The organism is Cupriavidus sp. AU9028, from assembly GCF_019795295.1.
GTDB lineage: Bacteria > Pseudomonadota > Gammaproteobacteria > Burkholderiales > Burkholderiaceae > Cupriavidus.
Genome location: NZ_JAIMCG010000018.1, coordinates 56614 through 71442, shown reverse-complemented (window position 1 = coordinate 71442; position 14829 = coordinate 56614). Strand labels below are relative to the sequence as shown.

At 68.0% G+C, this 14829-nt stretch carries 9 protein-coding genes and 2 tRNA genes; 9 read left to right on the top strand and 2 right to left on the bottom strand.

All coding sequences use genetic code 11. The features are described from left to right. The first annotated feature begins 98 nt into the window (after nt 1-98). The 7 genes from K6V06_RS17890 to K6V06_RS17860 all read left to right on the top strand — a co-directional run bounded on the left by K6V06_RS17890 (nt 99) and on the right by K6V06_RS17860 (nt 12236). Nucleotides 99-2798 carry a PAS domain S-box protein gene (locus tag K6V06_RS17890; RefSeq protein ID WP_222245469.1) on the top strand — a complete coding sequence of 900 codons (2700 nt, stop codon included), beginning with the start codon at nt 99-101 and terminating at the stop codon, nt 2796-2798. Nucleotides 2799-2898: 100 nt separating this feature from the next. After that, a complete protein-coding gene (locus K6V06_RS17885; protein ID WP_222245468.1) occupies nt 2899-3546 on the top strand; it encodes a response regulator transcription factor in 648 nt (215 codons plus the stop codon). A 329-nt stretch (nt 3547-3875) separates the two neighbouring features. Beyond that, nucleotides 3876-6149: a hypothetical protein gene (locus tag K6V06_RS17880; RefSeq protein WP_222245467.1), complete on the top strand. Its 2274-nt coding sequence runs from the start codon at nt 3876-3878 to the stop codon at nt 6147-6149. Between the two features lie 209 nt (nt 6150-6358). Next, a complete protein-coding gene (gene folD, locus K6V06_RS17875; RefSeq protein ID WP_222245466.1) occupies nt 6359-7210 on the top strand; it encodes a bifunctional methylenetetrahydrofolate dehydrogenase/methenyltetrahydrofolate cyclohydrolase FolD in 852 nt (283 codons plus the stop codon). A gap of 143 nt (nt 7211-7353) precedes the next feature. Then, nucleotides 7354-9462: a M3 family metallopeptidase gene (locus K6V06_RS17870; RefSeq protein WP_222245465.1), complete on the top strand. Its 2109-nt coding sequence runs from the start codon at nt 7354-7356 to the stop codon at nt 9460-9462. Between the two features lie 95 nt (nt 9463-9557). Continuing rightward, the gene (gene xth, locus K6V06_RS17865; protein WP_222245491.1) at nt 9558-10355 is read left to right on the top strand and encodes an exodeoxyribonuclease III; all 798 of its coding nucleotides are present in this window, start codon (nt 9558-9560) and stop codon (nt 10353-10355) included. Between the two features lie 12 nt (nt 10356-10367). Next, nucleotides 10368-12236, top strand: coding sequence for a SulP family inorganic anion transporter (locus K6V06_RS17860; protein ID WP_222245464.1), 1869 nt, complete (start codon nt 10368-10370; stop codon nt 12234-12236). Between the two features lie 160 nt (nt 12237-12396). Here the strand turns inward: K6V06_RS17860 and K6V06_RS17855 are convergent, their stop codons facing one another. Beyond that, nucleotides 12397-12660 carry a DUF1488 domain-containing protein gene (locus K6V06_RS17855; protein ID WP_222245463.1) on the bottom strand — a complete coding sequence of 88 codons (264 nt, stop codon included), beginning with the start codon at nt 12658-12660 and terminating at the stop codon, nt 12397-12399. A gap of 259 nt (nt 12661-12919) precedes the next feature. Here K6V06_RS17855 and K6V06_RS17850 point away from each other — a divergent pair. Next, a tRNA-Lys gene (locus K6V06_RS17850) sits at nt 12920-12995 on the top strand. 170 nt (nt 12996-13165) lie between these two features. Here the strand turns inward: K6V06_RS17850 and K6V06_RS17845 are convergent. After that, nucleotides 13166-14548 carry an 8-oxoguanine deaminase gene (locus K6V06_RS17845; protein WP_255581930.1) on the bottom strand — a complete coding sequence of 461 codons (1383 nt, stop codon included), beginning with the start codon at nt 14546-14548 and terminating at the stop codon, nt 13166-13168. A gap of 137 nt (nt 14549-14685) precedes the next feature. Here K6V06_RS17845 and K6V06_RS17840 point away from each other — a divergent pair. Continuing rightward, nucleotides 14686-14761: transfer RNA gene (locus tag K6V06_RS17840), tRNA-Lys, on the top strand. Nucleotides 14762-14829: the final 68 nt, after the last annotated feature.

Sequence of the window (14829 nt, the reverse complement as noted above, 5' to 3'; positions counted from 1 at the left end):
GGTTCATTGGTAGAAACCCGGATTTTGCATAGGCGCTTTCCCCAAGCGACGCACTGCAACATTGCAGCTACACTGGGCGCCAAGTCGTCAATCCCGCCATGTCCTTCATCTTTCGTTTTGCCCGCCGGCTGCTGCCCGGCCAGATCCCGACCGTGATTCCTCCCGACGCCGCCCATGCGCGCCGCGACTCGGCCGGGGAAGCCGGCCCGCACGCGCGCGCCGCGGGGGGCGGCATGATACGCAATGCAGCGGCGGCACGCGCGGGCCAGGGTTCGGATGCGCCGATCGACCAGTTGAGCAGCCTGACGCCGCTGGACAGCCTGGAAGGCCTGGGCAACGACGACGATACGGAGGACGGCGGCGGGCGGCCCTTCGCCGGGCCGCCGCGGGGGCTCTGGTGGCTGCGCTGGCGCAACCTCGTCGCCACCAGCTGGTTCATGTTCATTCCGCTGGTGGCCATCGTGCTGTTCTCCGGCGCGATGGGCATCATCCTGTGGTCGCTGCATGAAACCGAGCGGCAGCAGCAGCGCGACGCGCTGTACCGGGATGCCGCGTGGGCCCAGCAGCGCGTCAGGCTGTCGCTGCTGAGCAACCAGGATCAGCTCGCCTCGCTGGCGCGCGACATCGCCTCCCAGCAGATGGATCAGCGCGCCTATCGCACGGCCGCGCAGGAGGTGCTGCGCGAGAATCCGGAGATCGTCTTCATCAACTGGCTCGATGCCACGCGCCGGGCCCGCTGGTCGCTGCCCTCGACCTCCGAGTTCGCCGCGCGCCTGCGCGAGACGCAGGACCAGGCGCTGGAGCCGGACGTCCTCGATACCTTCGATACCGCGCGCGAAACCCAGCGCGTGGTGTATTCGCGCCCGCTGACCAACGAGCGCGGCGAGAGCTTCATGCTGATGCAGGTGCCGATCGTGCGGGACAACGAGTTCCTTGGCACGCTCGGCGCGCTGTACTCGATCAACGGCATCCTGACCCATCTGTTGCCGCCCGAGCTGACCGAGCGCTACCGCTTCTCGCTGATCGACAAGAACAACCAGCTGCGCGCCAGCACCTCGCTGCGGCCGGTGCCCTCCACCGCGCTGTCCTACGAGGTGCTGCTGGACCCGCCGGGCCACTCGCTGTCGCTGCGTGCCGACGCCTATCCGCCCGCCTCCAACCTGCCCAACAACATGCTGCTGTGGCTGGTGGTCGGCCTGTCCTGCTTCCTGCTGTGGAGCCTGTGGAGCATGTGGCGCCATACCAGCCGCCGCTCCGAGGCGCAGCGCGCGCTGCTGGCCGAAACCTCGTTCCGGCGCGCGATGGAAAACTCGATGCTGATCGGCCTGCGCGCGCTGGACCTGAATGGCCGCATCACCTACGTCAATCCGGCCTTCTGCCGCATGACCGGCTGGCAGGAGCACGACCTGGTCGGCCGCGTGCCGCCCTTCCCCTACTGGCCGCCCAACGACCAGCAGGAGATGCAGCGCCAGATCGACCTGACGCTGCAGGGCAAGTCGCCGGCCGGCGGTTACGAGATGCGCGTCATGCGCCGCGACGGCACCAGCTTCTTCGCACGGATGTACGTCTCGCCGCTGATCGACAGCCGCGGCCGCCATACCGGCTGGATGAGTTCGATGACCGATATCACCGAGCCCAAGCGGGCCCGCGAAGAACTGGCCGCCGCGCACGAACGCTTCACGACCGTGCTGGAAAGCCTGGACGCCGCGGTGTCGGTGCTGGCCACCGACAAGCCGGAGCTGCTGTTCGCCAACCGCTACTACCGCCAGCTGTTCGGCTGGGAAGCCGAGGGCCATCTGAAGCTGGCGGGCGGCGAGGTGGAGAAGGAACAGGTCACCGGCGACCATACCGACTTCGTCGATGCCTACGCCGGCCTGCCCGCGTCGGAGCTGATGCCCTACTCCTCGGATGCGCGCGAGATCTACGTGCCCGACATGCAGAAGTGGTTCGAAGTGCGGCGCCGCTATATCCAGTGGGTCGACGGCCACCTCGCGCAGATGCAGATCGCCACCGACATCACGGTGCGCAAGGGCGCGGAGGAAATGGCGCGCCAGCATGAGGAACGGCTGCAGTTCACCAGCCGCCTGACCACCATGGGCGAGATGGCTTCATCGCTGGCGCACGAGCTGAACCAGCCGCTGGCGGCGATCAACAACTACTGCATGGGCGCCGTGGCGCGGTTGCGTTCGGGCCGCAGCACCCCCGAGGACCTGATGCCGATCCTGGAGAAGACCTCGGCGCAGGCCGTGCGGGCCGGCACGATCATCAGCCGTATCCGCGGCTTCGTCAAACGCAGCCAGCCGCAGCGGCGCGAAACCGCGCTGCACGAGATCGTCGCCGATGCAGTCGGCCTCGCCGACCTGGAGGCGACCCGCCGTCGGGTCACCATCCTGACCCGTCTGCCGCCTCCGCCGCTGCTGCTGTTCGTCGACCCGGTGCTGATCGAGCAGGTGCTGGTCAACCTGCTGAAGAACGCTGTCGAAGCAATGGCAGGCCTGCCGGCGATGCGGGCCTCGGGCGTGGTCAGGCTGCACGCCCATGTCGACACCGGCGAGTTCGGCCCGATCATCTGCATCGACGTGATCGACCAGGGTCCAGGCGTGGACGAAGCGACCAAGGAACGCCTGTTCGAGCCCTTCTTCAGCACCAAGTCCGATGGCATGGGCATGGGCCTGAACATCTGCCGCTCGATCATCGAGTCGCACCAGGGCCGGTTGTGGGTGGAGAACAATGCCGATGGAGTCGGCTGTACGTTTAAAATCATGCTGCCCCTGCAGCCGGACACCGGCGACCAGTAAGCGGGGTAACGGGCGCGCGGTCCCACTTTCGGGGCTGTTCGCCCGAGTGCTGGCAGGGTTACACTAGCCACATCGCAGACAAGCAGCATCAGGAGACTCCATGACCGCAGCGCAGAACCTCACGCAAGCCCGTGGCGAAACTGTCTTCATCGTCGACGACGATGAGGCCATGCGCGACTCCCTGACATGGCTGCTGGAGGGCAACGGCTACCAGGTGCGCAGCTTCGCCAGCGCGGAGCAGTTCCTGGCGGCCTACGATGCCGGCCAGGTCTCCTGCCTGATCCTCGATGTGCGGATGCCCGGCATGAGCGGCCCCGAGCTGCAGGAGCGGATGATCGCCGAGAACATCCACTTGCCCATCGTCTTCATCACGGGCCACGGCGACGTGCCGATGGCCGTGTCCACCATGAAGAAGGGCGCGATCGACTTCATCGAGAAGCCATTCGATGAGTCCGAGCTGCGCTCGCTGGTCGAACGGATGCTGCAGAAAGCCCGCGCCGACCACTCCGCGGCTCGTGAACAGCGCGCTGCCCAGGACCTGCTGGGCAAGCTGACCACGCGCGAGCAGCAGGTGCTCGAGCGCATCGTCGCCGGCCGGCTGAACAAGCAGATCGCCGACGACCTGGGCATCTCGATCAAGACGGTGGAGGCGCACCGCGCCAACATCATGGAAAAGCTGAACGTCAACACCGTGGCGGACCTGCTGCGCCTGGCACTGTCGCACAAGGGCGGCGAAGCAGCGCAGTAGGGCCGGTCGCGCGTCCCTCGCGACCCACCGGGAGGCAGAACCGACAGCCGCCGCTGATTTCGGATCGCGCTCCTCGTCCACCCGTGGCGAGAATGCCGGCCTCGCCAACCGCGGCCGCCGGGCGCCATACCGGCCGCCCACCGCCGGTTGACGCAAACGCCGTCATGCAAGCCAACCTTACCGACCCGGGCACCGCCCCTTCTCTCCCGCACCCCTCCCCGCCCTCCCCGCCCGTCCCGATTCGATCCTGCACACAGGGCCCTGCCGTGGTCCTCGCACCGGGTCCCCGCGCGCCCGCCAGTGCCTGCGTTCCGAGAGCTGGTGATGGGGTGGCGGATGCCGCGCGGCAAGTCGTCCTGTCCTCCTTTGAGCTGCTGCCGACGGCCGTGCACGAGGCGATCCTCGACCTGATGCCGATGCAGGCCCGGCTGCGCCTCGAGCATCAGGTGTCGAAGCCCTTGCAGAGCCGGCTCCAGCACCGGGCACGCCATGACGTGGCCCTTCGGCAGGCGGCAACCGTATGGACGGTGGACGAGTTCCAGGCAGTGCTCTCCGACGACCCCGGGAATTCCTTCGCCACCCTTGCGCCGCATTCCCGTGCTGCGGTACTGGTCGCCTTGGCCCATCGGCTGCGCGGATTGCCTTCGTCCTCGCACGGCACCTGCTTCCAGGCGCTCCTCGCGCAGGCCCTGCGGCTGCCGCCACCACTGCGCGCAATGCCGATGGATGCGCTGGCTGAGTGCCTCGGCGACAGTGCGCTCAAGATGAGCGGCGACACCCAGGTGGCGTGTGCTGAACGCATCGCCGCCGAACCGCTCACCCAGTCCGCGCGGCTGCGGCGGGCCCTGCTGCGCCGGGCCCTGCTGCTGCAGGGAAGAGGCGATCTGGCCACCATCGCCGCCCACTTGCTGCCCGATGCGCGCGCCGCGCTTGAACTGGTTCGAGCCTATCCCGCTCCCTGTCACGTCGACACGCACTCGATTGTCGCCGGCGCGCTGGCGCGCACAGGCGCCGATCAGGATGCCGCCGACGTGTGGCGGGACCTGCTTGAGGGCGCCGCGCAGGAGACACTCGATGCCGGACAGCAGGGGGGGCTGATCGCCTTGCTTGCCCGGCTCCTGCCGCCCGTCCCGGGCTCGCACCCATCCGGCGAGCGCGATGACGATGCGTCTGGGAAGTGTATGGCCCTGCTGCTGGACACGGTCTTCTCCCTGCCGGGAGAGCGGCTGTACCACGCTCTCGCCTGGCTACTTGGCGCCGCCCACCCGGCGTCGACGGGGCTGTACCTGTATGCCGCGAGGGCAAAGCAACAACTCCAGCTTCTTGACGGGATTGCGCAGCGCATGGAGAGCGCCGCCCTGACGGAGCCACGGCGGCTGCATCTTCGTGCCGCCTTCCTGCGCTACCTGCCGGATCAGGCGGCATGGGACACCCTGTGGCAAGCGGCGATGGGCGGCGAACACGGCGAGACGCTGACACTGCTTGGCGCGCTGCTGCCGCTGTGTCAGATGAAGGCACCGGACACCACCCGACTGCAGGCCGTGGCATCTGCCGGCCTCCATGTCTCGACGCTGGCACCGTCGGACCGATCGGCGCTGCTGAAGGACGTGCTCTATCAGAGACGCAACCACATCGACGACGCCGGCCTCGCCGAAGCGACGTTCGCCTCTGTCGCGCGACTGGCGCGCGACCATGGCGACTATGGACTACTGGCCCAATGGCCACAGCGCAACCAGCAGACCGAACGGGATCGCGTCGTCGGGGTCATCCTCGACCTGCCTCCGGCCGAGCAGGTCAAGGCCGCACAAGTCTGGGTGCAGGAAGGCAACTGGGGCGAATTGGGGGACCTCGCCTGCTTCAGCGCCCTGGCTGAGCCACTTGCGCAGGCAGGCCACCCGATCCAGCTTGCCGAGCTCGCCGGGGCGATATGCAACCGGTGCGCGGAATGGATCGGCGTGACCGATGCCCGCGCCTGGCCTGGACGCTGGGCCGATGTCGAAGAGCACGCCCGCCATCTTGCCGGCGACTGGATCGGGCTGCTGGAACGCATGCCACCGTGCCGGACGCCGGCGGCGCTCGCCGCGGCGGCGCAGTTTGCGCACCAGCTCGATGCGGTGACCGATCGGGACGGCGCCCTGGTTCGGCGGGCCTGGGAGATGATCGCGCGCCTCGATGCGGACGATCTGCGCGCCTGCCTGGCGCAGCTGCTTCCCCTGCGCCCGCAGGAGGCGTGGAACGGGCCGGCGCGGGTCCGGCACGACAAGCTGCCGCGGTCGGCGGTCGTCAGCGCGGTCCCGTTGGTGCGCGCCCGGCTCTCGACCGCCGAGCGGCGTGAATGGCTGGCATATTGTCTTGGCAGGCTCTGGGTCCAGGAGAGCGAGCGGGAGCGCCTGCAAACGGGTGCGCACGGGAGGCGCTTCGACGGGCGCTTCGACAGCGCCCGGCAAGCGATCTGGGCCCTGGCGACGTCGTTGCCGCCGGCGCAATGGGCGTATGCCGCCCCGTGCCTGGCCGAATGGTTCGTCACACCGCCTGACGCAGCCGAGGAGCGCGCTGCGTGGGAGCAGGCGAAGGCGCGGTTTCACGCAGTGTTCGGCCATTGAGCGGAAGGCCGCAGGCGCGGCAGGGCGACCGCGGGCGCCAACGGCCTGTCCCTCGCAACCGGGCGAGCGGCACGCAGCCCGGCCGGCATGATCGCGTCAAGCCTTATAATCGTTGTTTTGCACGGCGTCCCGGCCCGCCCGCCCTGCGCGGGGGCAACCACGCCGGCCGCATCCCGTTTTCACCTCTGCCGCACCTGCGCCTCAAGCCAATGCCCGCCCAACTGATCGACGGCAACGCCCTTGCCAAGCAAATTCGTTCCGAAGCCGCCCTGCGCGCCGCCCGCCTGACCGAGCGCGGTCACCAGCCGGGGCTCGCCGTGGTCCTGGTGGGCGAGGACCCGGCCAGTCAGGTCTATGTGCGCAACAAGGTCAAGGCGTGCGAGGACAATGGCTTCTTCTCCTCGCTGGACCGCTACCCCGCCGACCTGTCGGAAGCCGATCTGCTGGCGCGCATCGACGCCCTCAATCGCGACCCGAAGATCCACGGCATCCTGGTGCAGCTGCCGCTGCCAAGGCACATCGACAGCCACAAGGTACTCGAGGCGATCGCCCCCGAGAAGGACGTCGACGGCTTTCACGTCGCCAACGCCGGCGCGCTGATGACCGGCGCGCCGCTGTTCCGCCCCTGCACGCCCTACGGCTGCATGAAGATGCTGGAGTCCATCGAGTACCAGCTGCGCGGCGCGCGCGCCGTGGTGGTCGGTGCCTCGAATATCGTGGGCAAGCCAATGGCAATGCTGCTGCTGCAGGCGGGCGCCACCGTCACCATCTGCAACAGCAAGACCCGCGACCTCGCCGCGCACACCCGCGAGGCCGACGTCATCGTGGCCGCGGTGGGCCGGCGCAACATCATCACCGCCGACATGGTCAAGCCGGGCGCCGTGGTGATCGACGTCGGCATGAACCGCGACGATGCCGGCAAGCTGTGCGGTGACGTGGATTTCAACGGCGTACGGGAAGTGGCCGGCTATATCACTCCCGTGCCGGGCGGCGTCGGCCCGATGACGATTACCATGCTGCTGGTCAACACGCTGGAAGCGGCCGAACGGGCCGCAGGCTGACACACTGCCGGGGATCGGCGCGCCATTGCCGCGCCGGGCAAGTCCGCGGTGCAAGCGGCAAAATAGCGACTGGAAAAGCCGCACCCCCGCCCCAAGCTGTCAGGCATCGCCTCCGCCACGGAGGCAAGGAACGAGATAACGCCATGGATCAAGCCGCCAAGACCCTCCCCGAGAACGCCCAATCCGGCAGCAATCCCCTGCTCGACTTTACCGACCTGCCCCGCTTCGAGGAGATCCGCCCCGAACACATCGGCCCGGCACTGGACCAGTTGCTCGCCGCTGCCCAGCAGGCCGTGGAGCAGGTCGCATCGCCCGAGACGGAAGCGACCTGGGAAGCCGTCGTCGAGACGCTGGAAAACGCCACCGAGCCGCTCGGCCGCGCCTGGGGCGTGGTCGGCCACCTCAGCTCGGTTGCGGACACGCCCGCGCTGCGCCAGGCCCACGCCGAAAACCTGCCGCGCATGACGGAATTCTGGTCGTCGCTGGGCCAGAACCTGGCGCTCTATGAAAAGTACAAGGCGCTGGCCGCCAGTCCCGAATTCGACGGGCTGCCGTCGGCACGCAAGCAGCTGCTGGAGAACGAGCTGCGCGGCTTTCGCCTGGGCGGCGCCGAGCTGCCCGAGGACCGCAAGCCGCGCTTTGCCGAAATCCAGGAGCAGCAGGCTCAGCTGGGCAAGGCCTTCTCCGACCACGTGCTGGACGCCACCAACGGCTATGCGCTGATCGTCGAGGACGAGGCACGCCTGGCCGGCCTGCCCGCGGACACCATCGAAGCCGCGCGCGAGGCGGCGCAGAAGGACGGCAAACCCGGCTGGAAGTTCACACTGCACTTCCCCTCCTACTTCCCGGTGCTGCAGTACGCCGACGATCGCGCGCTGCGCCAGACCCTGTACGAGGCCAACGTCACGCGTGCCTCGGAGCTCGGCCCGCAGCACGGCAGCGGCCAGCCCGACTGGGACAACACGCAGAACATGCGCGAGCAACTCGCGCTGCGCGGCGAGGAAGCGCGCATGCTCGGCTATCGCAATTTCGGCGAACTGTCGCTGGTCCCGAAGATGGCCAAGTCGCCGGAGGAAGTGGTCGGCTTCCTGGAAGAACTGGCGGCCCGCGCGCGCCCCTATGCCGAGCAGGACTGGCAGGAACTGCGCCAGTTCGCCGCCAGCGAACTGGGCCTGACCGAACTCGCGCCCTGGGACATCGCCTACGCATCGGAGAAGCTGCGCCAGCAGCGCTATGCCTTCTCCGAACACGAGGTCAAGCAGTACTTCCCGGAACACAAGGTGCTGCAGGGCCTGTTCGACGTCGCGCAGAAGCTGTTCTCGGTGCGGATCGAGGCCGACCAGGCGCAGACCTGGCACCCGGACGTGCGCTTCTATCGCGTCACCAACCTGAAGGGTGAACTGCAGGCGCAGTTCTACATCGACCTGTATGCGCGTGAAGGCAAGCGCGGCGGCGCCTGGATGGACGACGCCCGCGGGCGCCGCCTGCATGCCGATGGCCGCGTGCAGACGCCGGTCGCCTACCTGACCTGCAACTTCTCGGCACCGGTCGGCGATCGTCCTGCGCTGTTCACGCACGACGAAGTGATCACGCTGTTCCATGAGTTCGGCCACGGCCTGCACCATATGCTGACCCAGGTCGGCGAGCTCGGTGTGTCCGGCATCAACGGCGTCGAATGGGATGCCGTCGAGCTGCCGTCGCAGTTCATGGAGAACTTCTGCTGGGAGTACGAAGTGCTGGCCGGCATGACCGCGCATATCGACTCCGGCGAGCCGCTGCCACGCCCCCTGTTCGAGCGGATGCTGGCGGCGAAGAACTTCCAGAACGGCATGATGACGCTGCGCCAGATCGTCTTCTCGGCGTTCGACATGCACCTGCATACGGACTTCGATCCCGCCGGGGACACCTCGGTGCTGGAGCTGTCGCGCCAGATCAACGATCGCATCCATGTCGTGCCGCAGTACCCGCTGTCGCGCTGGCCCAATACCTTCAGCCACATCTTCGCTGGCGGCTATGCGGCCGGTTACTACAGCTACAAGTGGGCCGAGGTGCTGTCCGCCGATGTCTACGCGGCGTTCGAGGAAGCGGCCCAGCTCAGCGGCAGCGTGCTCGATGCGGAAACCGGCGCGCGCTACCACCGGGAGATCCTGTCGGTGGGCGGCAGCCGGCCGGCGATGGACTCGTTCGTTGCGTTCCGCGGCCGCCCGCCGCAGATCGATGCGCTGCTGCGTCACGGCGGGATGGCGGCATGAGCGACATGCAGATGGCCGGGGATGGCACGGCCCCGGCGGCTCCGGCCGCCGGCTCCACACTGCCGCCACCGGTGCCCGTGACCCTGCCGTCGACGCTGCGCATCGCCACCTGGAACGTCAATTCACTGAAGATCCGCCTGCCGCAGGTGCTCGACTGGTTGATCGCGCAGGAAAAGGCCGATACACCGATCGACGCGCTGTGCCTGCAGGAACTGAAGCTGCCGGAGGACAAATACCCGCTGGCGGAACTGGAAAGCGCCGGCTTTCGCAGCGTCTACGTCGGCCAGAAGACCTATAACGGCGTCGCCATCCTGGCCAGGAACACCACACTGCCAGCGGCGGCCGACGTGGTGCGCAATATCCCCGGCTTCGAGGACGCGCAGCAGCGCGTAGTGGCGGCGACCTACGGCGATGTGCGCCTGGTCTGCGCCTACTTCCCCAACGGCCAGTCGCCCGACAGCGAGAAATTCGCCTACAAGATGCAGTGGCTGACCGCGCTGAACGAGTGGCTGCGCGCCGAAATGCAGCGGTATCCGAAGCTCGCGCTGCTGGGCGACTTCAATATCGCGCCAGAAGACCGCGATGTGCACGACCCGGCGAAGTGGGAAGGCCAGAACCTGGTTTCGCCGGCCGAGCGCGAGGCGTTCCGCAAGCTGCAGGAACTGGGGCTGGCCGACGCTTTCCGCCTCTTCGAGCAGCCCGAGAAGGCGTTCTCCTGGTGGGACTACCGGATGCTCGCCTTCCGCCGCAATGCGGGACTGCGCATCGACCATATCCTGCTGTCGCCGGCGCTGCGCGAGCGCTGCACCGGCTGCGTGATCGATCGCGTGCCCCGCGCGTGGGAGCAGCCCTCCGACCACACGCCGGTCGTGGCGACGCTGCAGCTGGGCTGACGGGGCGAGCGCATGCCGATCACCGCGCCTTCCGCCGGCAACCCTGCCCGCCTGCGGCGGCTACTGCCGGCGTGGGTTGGCCGGGTCAACCGCATCACGCTGCGCGCCGACCTGCTGGCCGGCCTGCTCGGCGCCGTGCTGGTGCTGCCCCAGGGTGTGGCCTTCGCCACCCTGGCGGGGCTGCCGCCGGCCTATGGCATCTACGCCGCGGTGGTGCCCTGCATTGTCGCGGCGCTGTTCGGCTCCAGCTGGCACGTGATGTCCGGGCCGACCAACGCCAATTCGCTGGCGCTGTTCGCCATGCTCAGCCCAGTGGCGTTCGCCGGCAGTCCGGAGTACATCAACCTGGCACTCGCGGTGACGGTGCTGGTGGGTCTGCTGCAGCTGGCGGTCGGCACCCTGCGGCTGGGATCGCTCGCCAACTTCATCTCGCCCTCGGTATTGCTCGGCTTCACCTGCGGCGCGGCGGCGCTGATCGCGCTGTACGCACTCAAGGACCTGTTCGGCCTGCAGGTGCCCACCGGCACCACCGCCTTCGGCGTGGTGCGCTTTCTCTTCGAGAACAGCTCGACGATCAACTGGAGCGCGGCGGCGGTCGGCGCCATCACGCTGGCGGTGACGCTGCTGGTGCGGCGCGCCTCCCGGCGCCTGCCCTTCATGCTGATCGGATTGCTGGCGGGCTTCCTGTTCGCCCTGCTGCTGAATCGCACCGGCTGGGGCGGCGGCCATTACGTGGACGTGGTTGGCCCGATTCCGGCAGCCCTGCCGCCGTTCCACGTCCCCGATATCTCCTGGCGCGCCATCCCCGATCTGCTTGGCATCGCCTCGGCGCTGACCATCGTCGCACTGGGACAGTCGATCTCGATCGCCAAGGCCGTGGCGCTGCGCTCGGGACAGCATATCGACGCCAATCGCGAGTTCATCGGCCAGGGCCTGTCGAACATCGCCGGCGGCTTCTTCTCTGCCTACCTGTCCTGCGGTTCGCTGAACCGCTCGATGCCCAACTTCGAGGCCGGTGCCCAGACGCCGCTGGCCGCCGTGTTCTCGGCGACGCTGCTGGTGGTGCTGGTGGCGGTCAGTGCGCCGGTGCTGGCGCAGATCCCGCTGGCGGCCATTGCCGCCATGCTGCTGCTGGTGGCATGGGGCCTGTTCGATTTCGCTCGCCTGCGGCGAATCGCCCGGCTGTCGCGCACCGAGTTCGCCATCGCGCTGAGCACCTTCGTCGCCACGCTGGTGATCCGGCTGGAAATGGCCGTGCTGCTCGGTACCATGCTGTCGCTGGTGGCTTATCTGTACCGCACCTCGCGGCCCGCGGTGCGCACCCTGGTGCCCGACGCCGACGACCCCGACCGGCGCTTCACGCCGCTGGACGAACTGCGACGCCCGCAGCCCGAATGCCCGCAGCTGAAGCTGATCCGGATGGAAGGCGCGATTTTCTTCGGCGCCGTGCAGTACGTGACCGATCGCCTGCACGAGGCGCGCGCGCAGAACCCGACCCAGGTGCATCTGCTGGCGATGACCAAGAGCATGAATTTCATCGACCTGGCCGGCGCCGAAATGTGGGAAGCCGAGCTGGCCGAGCGGCGCGCCATCGGCGGCGATCTCTATTTCCATCGCCCCCGCACGCAGGTGATGCAGACCTGGGCGCAGACCGGATTCCTGGACAAGCTTGGCAAGGGCAATATCTTCCCCACCAAGCGCCAGGCCCTGCAGACCATCGTGCCAAGGCTCGATCAGCGCATCTGCGCTTCCTGCAATGTCAGGGTGTTCGAGGAGTGCCGGCATGAACCGGCTGCCGCGGATCCGCAGCAATCCGCGCAGGCAGCGTCAGCCGGGCCAGCGTCAGCCGGGCCAGCTTCCGCCGATACCATCGCCCGCTGATCGCGCGGCGGTGGCGCGCCCGGGCGCTGCATCCGGGAAGGGCGTCGCGCAGGGATGATTTCCACATCGACCCAAAAAGAAACGCCGGTATCGAACCGGCGCCTCGCTTGACGACTTGCGGTGCATGCCGGACACGGGGTCCGGATGCTGGCATCCGTCCTCAGACGGGCGCCACGTGCGCGCGCTTCACCACGATGGGCTCGGGCGCACCCTGCTCGATCAGCACGACAGCCGCGCGCTCGATCGTTTCACGGCCGGCGCGGAACGCCTCTTCCAGCGACAGCACCTGATCGGCACTGAAGCCTTCCCACAGCGCCTCGCGCGTGACCACGCACGTCACCTTCTGGCCGTCGACAATGGCATGAAACAGCAAGCCTTCGTTATTGATGTCATAACGATCTTGCTCCTGGAACTTGATATCCATCGGTACAGCCCTCCGTTGCAAGTGATTGGGCATCCTAACATGGCTACGCCGCCGTCGCGGCAATAGTCCTGCGTGGTGATCGGTCATGTCGCAGACTGCAATCCGCGCGCGGAGTTCCGCTGCCGCCGGGCACGCGGCTGCACTCGCGCACCCAGCGCCACGTACCCGCTCCACCAGGCAAGCAAACGCCGGGCCTGCGACCAGCACGTTTCGATGCGTTGACATTTCCGCGCATCATGTTAGAATCTCGTTCTTCGTTGGGGCGTTAGCTCAGTTGGTAGAGCAGCGGACTCTTAATCCGTAGGTCGAGTGTTCGAGTCACTCACGCCCCACCACCGAATTCGCAAAGCCAGATGAGAACGCCGGAGCGCAGCCATGCCTCCGGCGTTTTTGTTCGTGGTCCTGCCTTTCCCGAACCTGTTCTTTTCGGCGCGCCTTGCTCGAGCCGCGCCTCGCCGCTTCAGCCCGCCCTGTTTCAGCCCGCCCTGTTTCAGCCCACCCTGCTTCAGCGCGCGCCCTGCACCAGCTCGCGCGCCAGCTCCCGATGCCGCGCCACCACGGCCGGCAGATCCGCCGTCAGCAGCCGGCCCTCGCTGACCACCACGCGGCCGTTGATCACGCTGGTCGACACCGTGCCGGGATTGCAGAACACGAGCGCCGCCACCGGATCGTGCCCTGCCCCGGCATAGCCGACCGCAGACAGGTCGAACGCGACGACGTCCGCCGACATACCGGGCGCCAGCGCGCCGATATCGTCGCGGTTCAGCACCCTTGCACCGCCCAGCGTGGCGATTTCCAGCGCCTCGCGCGCGCTCATCGCCGCCGGACCATAGCCGACCCGCTGCAGCAGCATCGCCTGGCGCGCCTCGCCCAGCAGGTGCGCACCGTCGTTGGAGGCGCTGCCGTCCACGCCCAGCCCGACCGGCACGCCGGCATCGCGCATGGCGCGCACCGGCGCGATGCCTGAAGCCAGGCGCATATTGGAGCAGGGGCAATGCGCGACACCGGTGCCGGTGCGCGCGAACAGCGACACGCCGTCGCCGTCGAGCTTGACGCAGTGCGCGTGCCAGACATCGCGCCCGACCCAGCCCAGATCCTCGGCGTACTGCGCTGGCGTCATGCCGAAGCGCTCCAGGGAGTAGGCGACATCGTTGTCGTTCTCGGCCAGGTGCGTATGCAGCGAGACACCGTAGGCCCGCGCCATCGCCGCCGACTCCCGCATCAGATCGCGCGACACCGAGAACGGCGAACACGGCGCCAGCACCACGCGCAGCATGGCATGGCGCGCATCGTCGTGGTACTGCTCGATCAGCCGCTGGCTGTCGCGCAGGATGGCCGCTTCCTGCTCCACCACCGAGTCCGGCGGCAGGCCGCCCTGGCTGCGTCCCACGCTCATCGAACCGCGCGCCGCATGAAAGCGCATGCCCATCTGCGTGGCCGCCTCGATCGCATCGTCAAGGCGCGAGCCGTTCGGATACAGGTACAGATGGTCGCTGGTGGTAGTGCAACCGGACAGCATCAGCTCCGCCATCGCCGTGCGCGTCGACACCCGGATCATCTCGGGCGTCAGCCGCGCCCACAGCAGATAGAGTGATTCGAGCCAGCCGAACAGCTCCGCGTTCTGCGCGGCCGGCACCGCGCGGGTCAGGCTCTGGTACATGTGGTGATGGGTGTTGACCAGACCCGGCATCACGACGTGCCCACGCATGTCCAGCCGCTGCGCGCTGCCATCGTCGAGACTGGCCCGATAGGTCGGCGGCAGGTCCGCGGTCGGCCCGACCCACAGGATCTCCGGTCCGCGCGCCACCAGCGCGCCGTCGGGGATCTCGCGGCGCTGCGCATCCATCGTGACAAGTACGTCGGCATGGGTCAGGATCAACGTTCTCAAGGGGGCTCCTTACGGGGGTCTGGTGGGCGGCAGCGGCTGGCCGGCTCCGCAACAGCGCGCCATTGTAGCCACCTGCCGCGCCATGCGCGGGGGGCTTGCATTTCCGCAATCGCGGCGCTAGAATAGCGGACTTCGTTGGGGCGTTAGCTCAGTTGGTAGAGCAGCGGACTCTTAATCCGTAGGTCGAGTGTTCGAGTCACTCACGCCCCACCACCGAATTCCGAAAGCATGTTGAAACGCCGGAGCGCAGCCACGCCTCCGGCGTTTTTGCTTTGCGCCCT

Bases quoted from the DNA above. Each gene is read 5' to 3' on its own strand.
- K6V06_RS17890 (WP_222245469.1), top strand. From the start codon at position 99: ATGTCCTTCATCTTTCGTTTTGCCCGCCGGCTGCTGCCCGGCCAGATC.
- K6V06_RS17885 (WP_222245468.1), top strand. From the start codon at position 2,899: ATGACCGCAGCGCAGAACCTCACGCAAGCCCGTGGCGAAACTGTCTTC.
- K6V06_RS17860 (WP_222245464.1), top strand. From the start codon at position 10,368: ATGCCGATCACCGCGCCTTCCGCCGGCAACCCTGCCCGCCTGCGGCGG.
- K6V06_RS17870 (WP_222245465.1), top strand. From the start codon at position 7,354: ATGGATCAAGCCGCCAAGACCCTCCCCGAGAACGCCCAATCCGGCAGC.
- folD (WP_222245466.1), top strand. From the start codon at position 6,359: ATGCCCGCCCAACTGATCGACGGCAACGCCCTTGCCAAGCAAATTCGT.
- K6V06_RS17855 (WP_222245463.1), bottom strand. From the start codon at position 12,660: ATGGATATCAAGTTCCAGGAGCAAGATCGTTATGACATCAATAACGAA.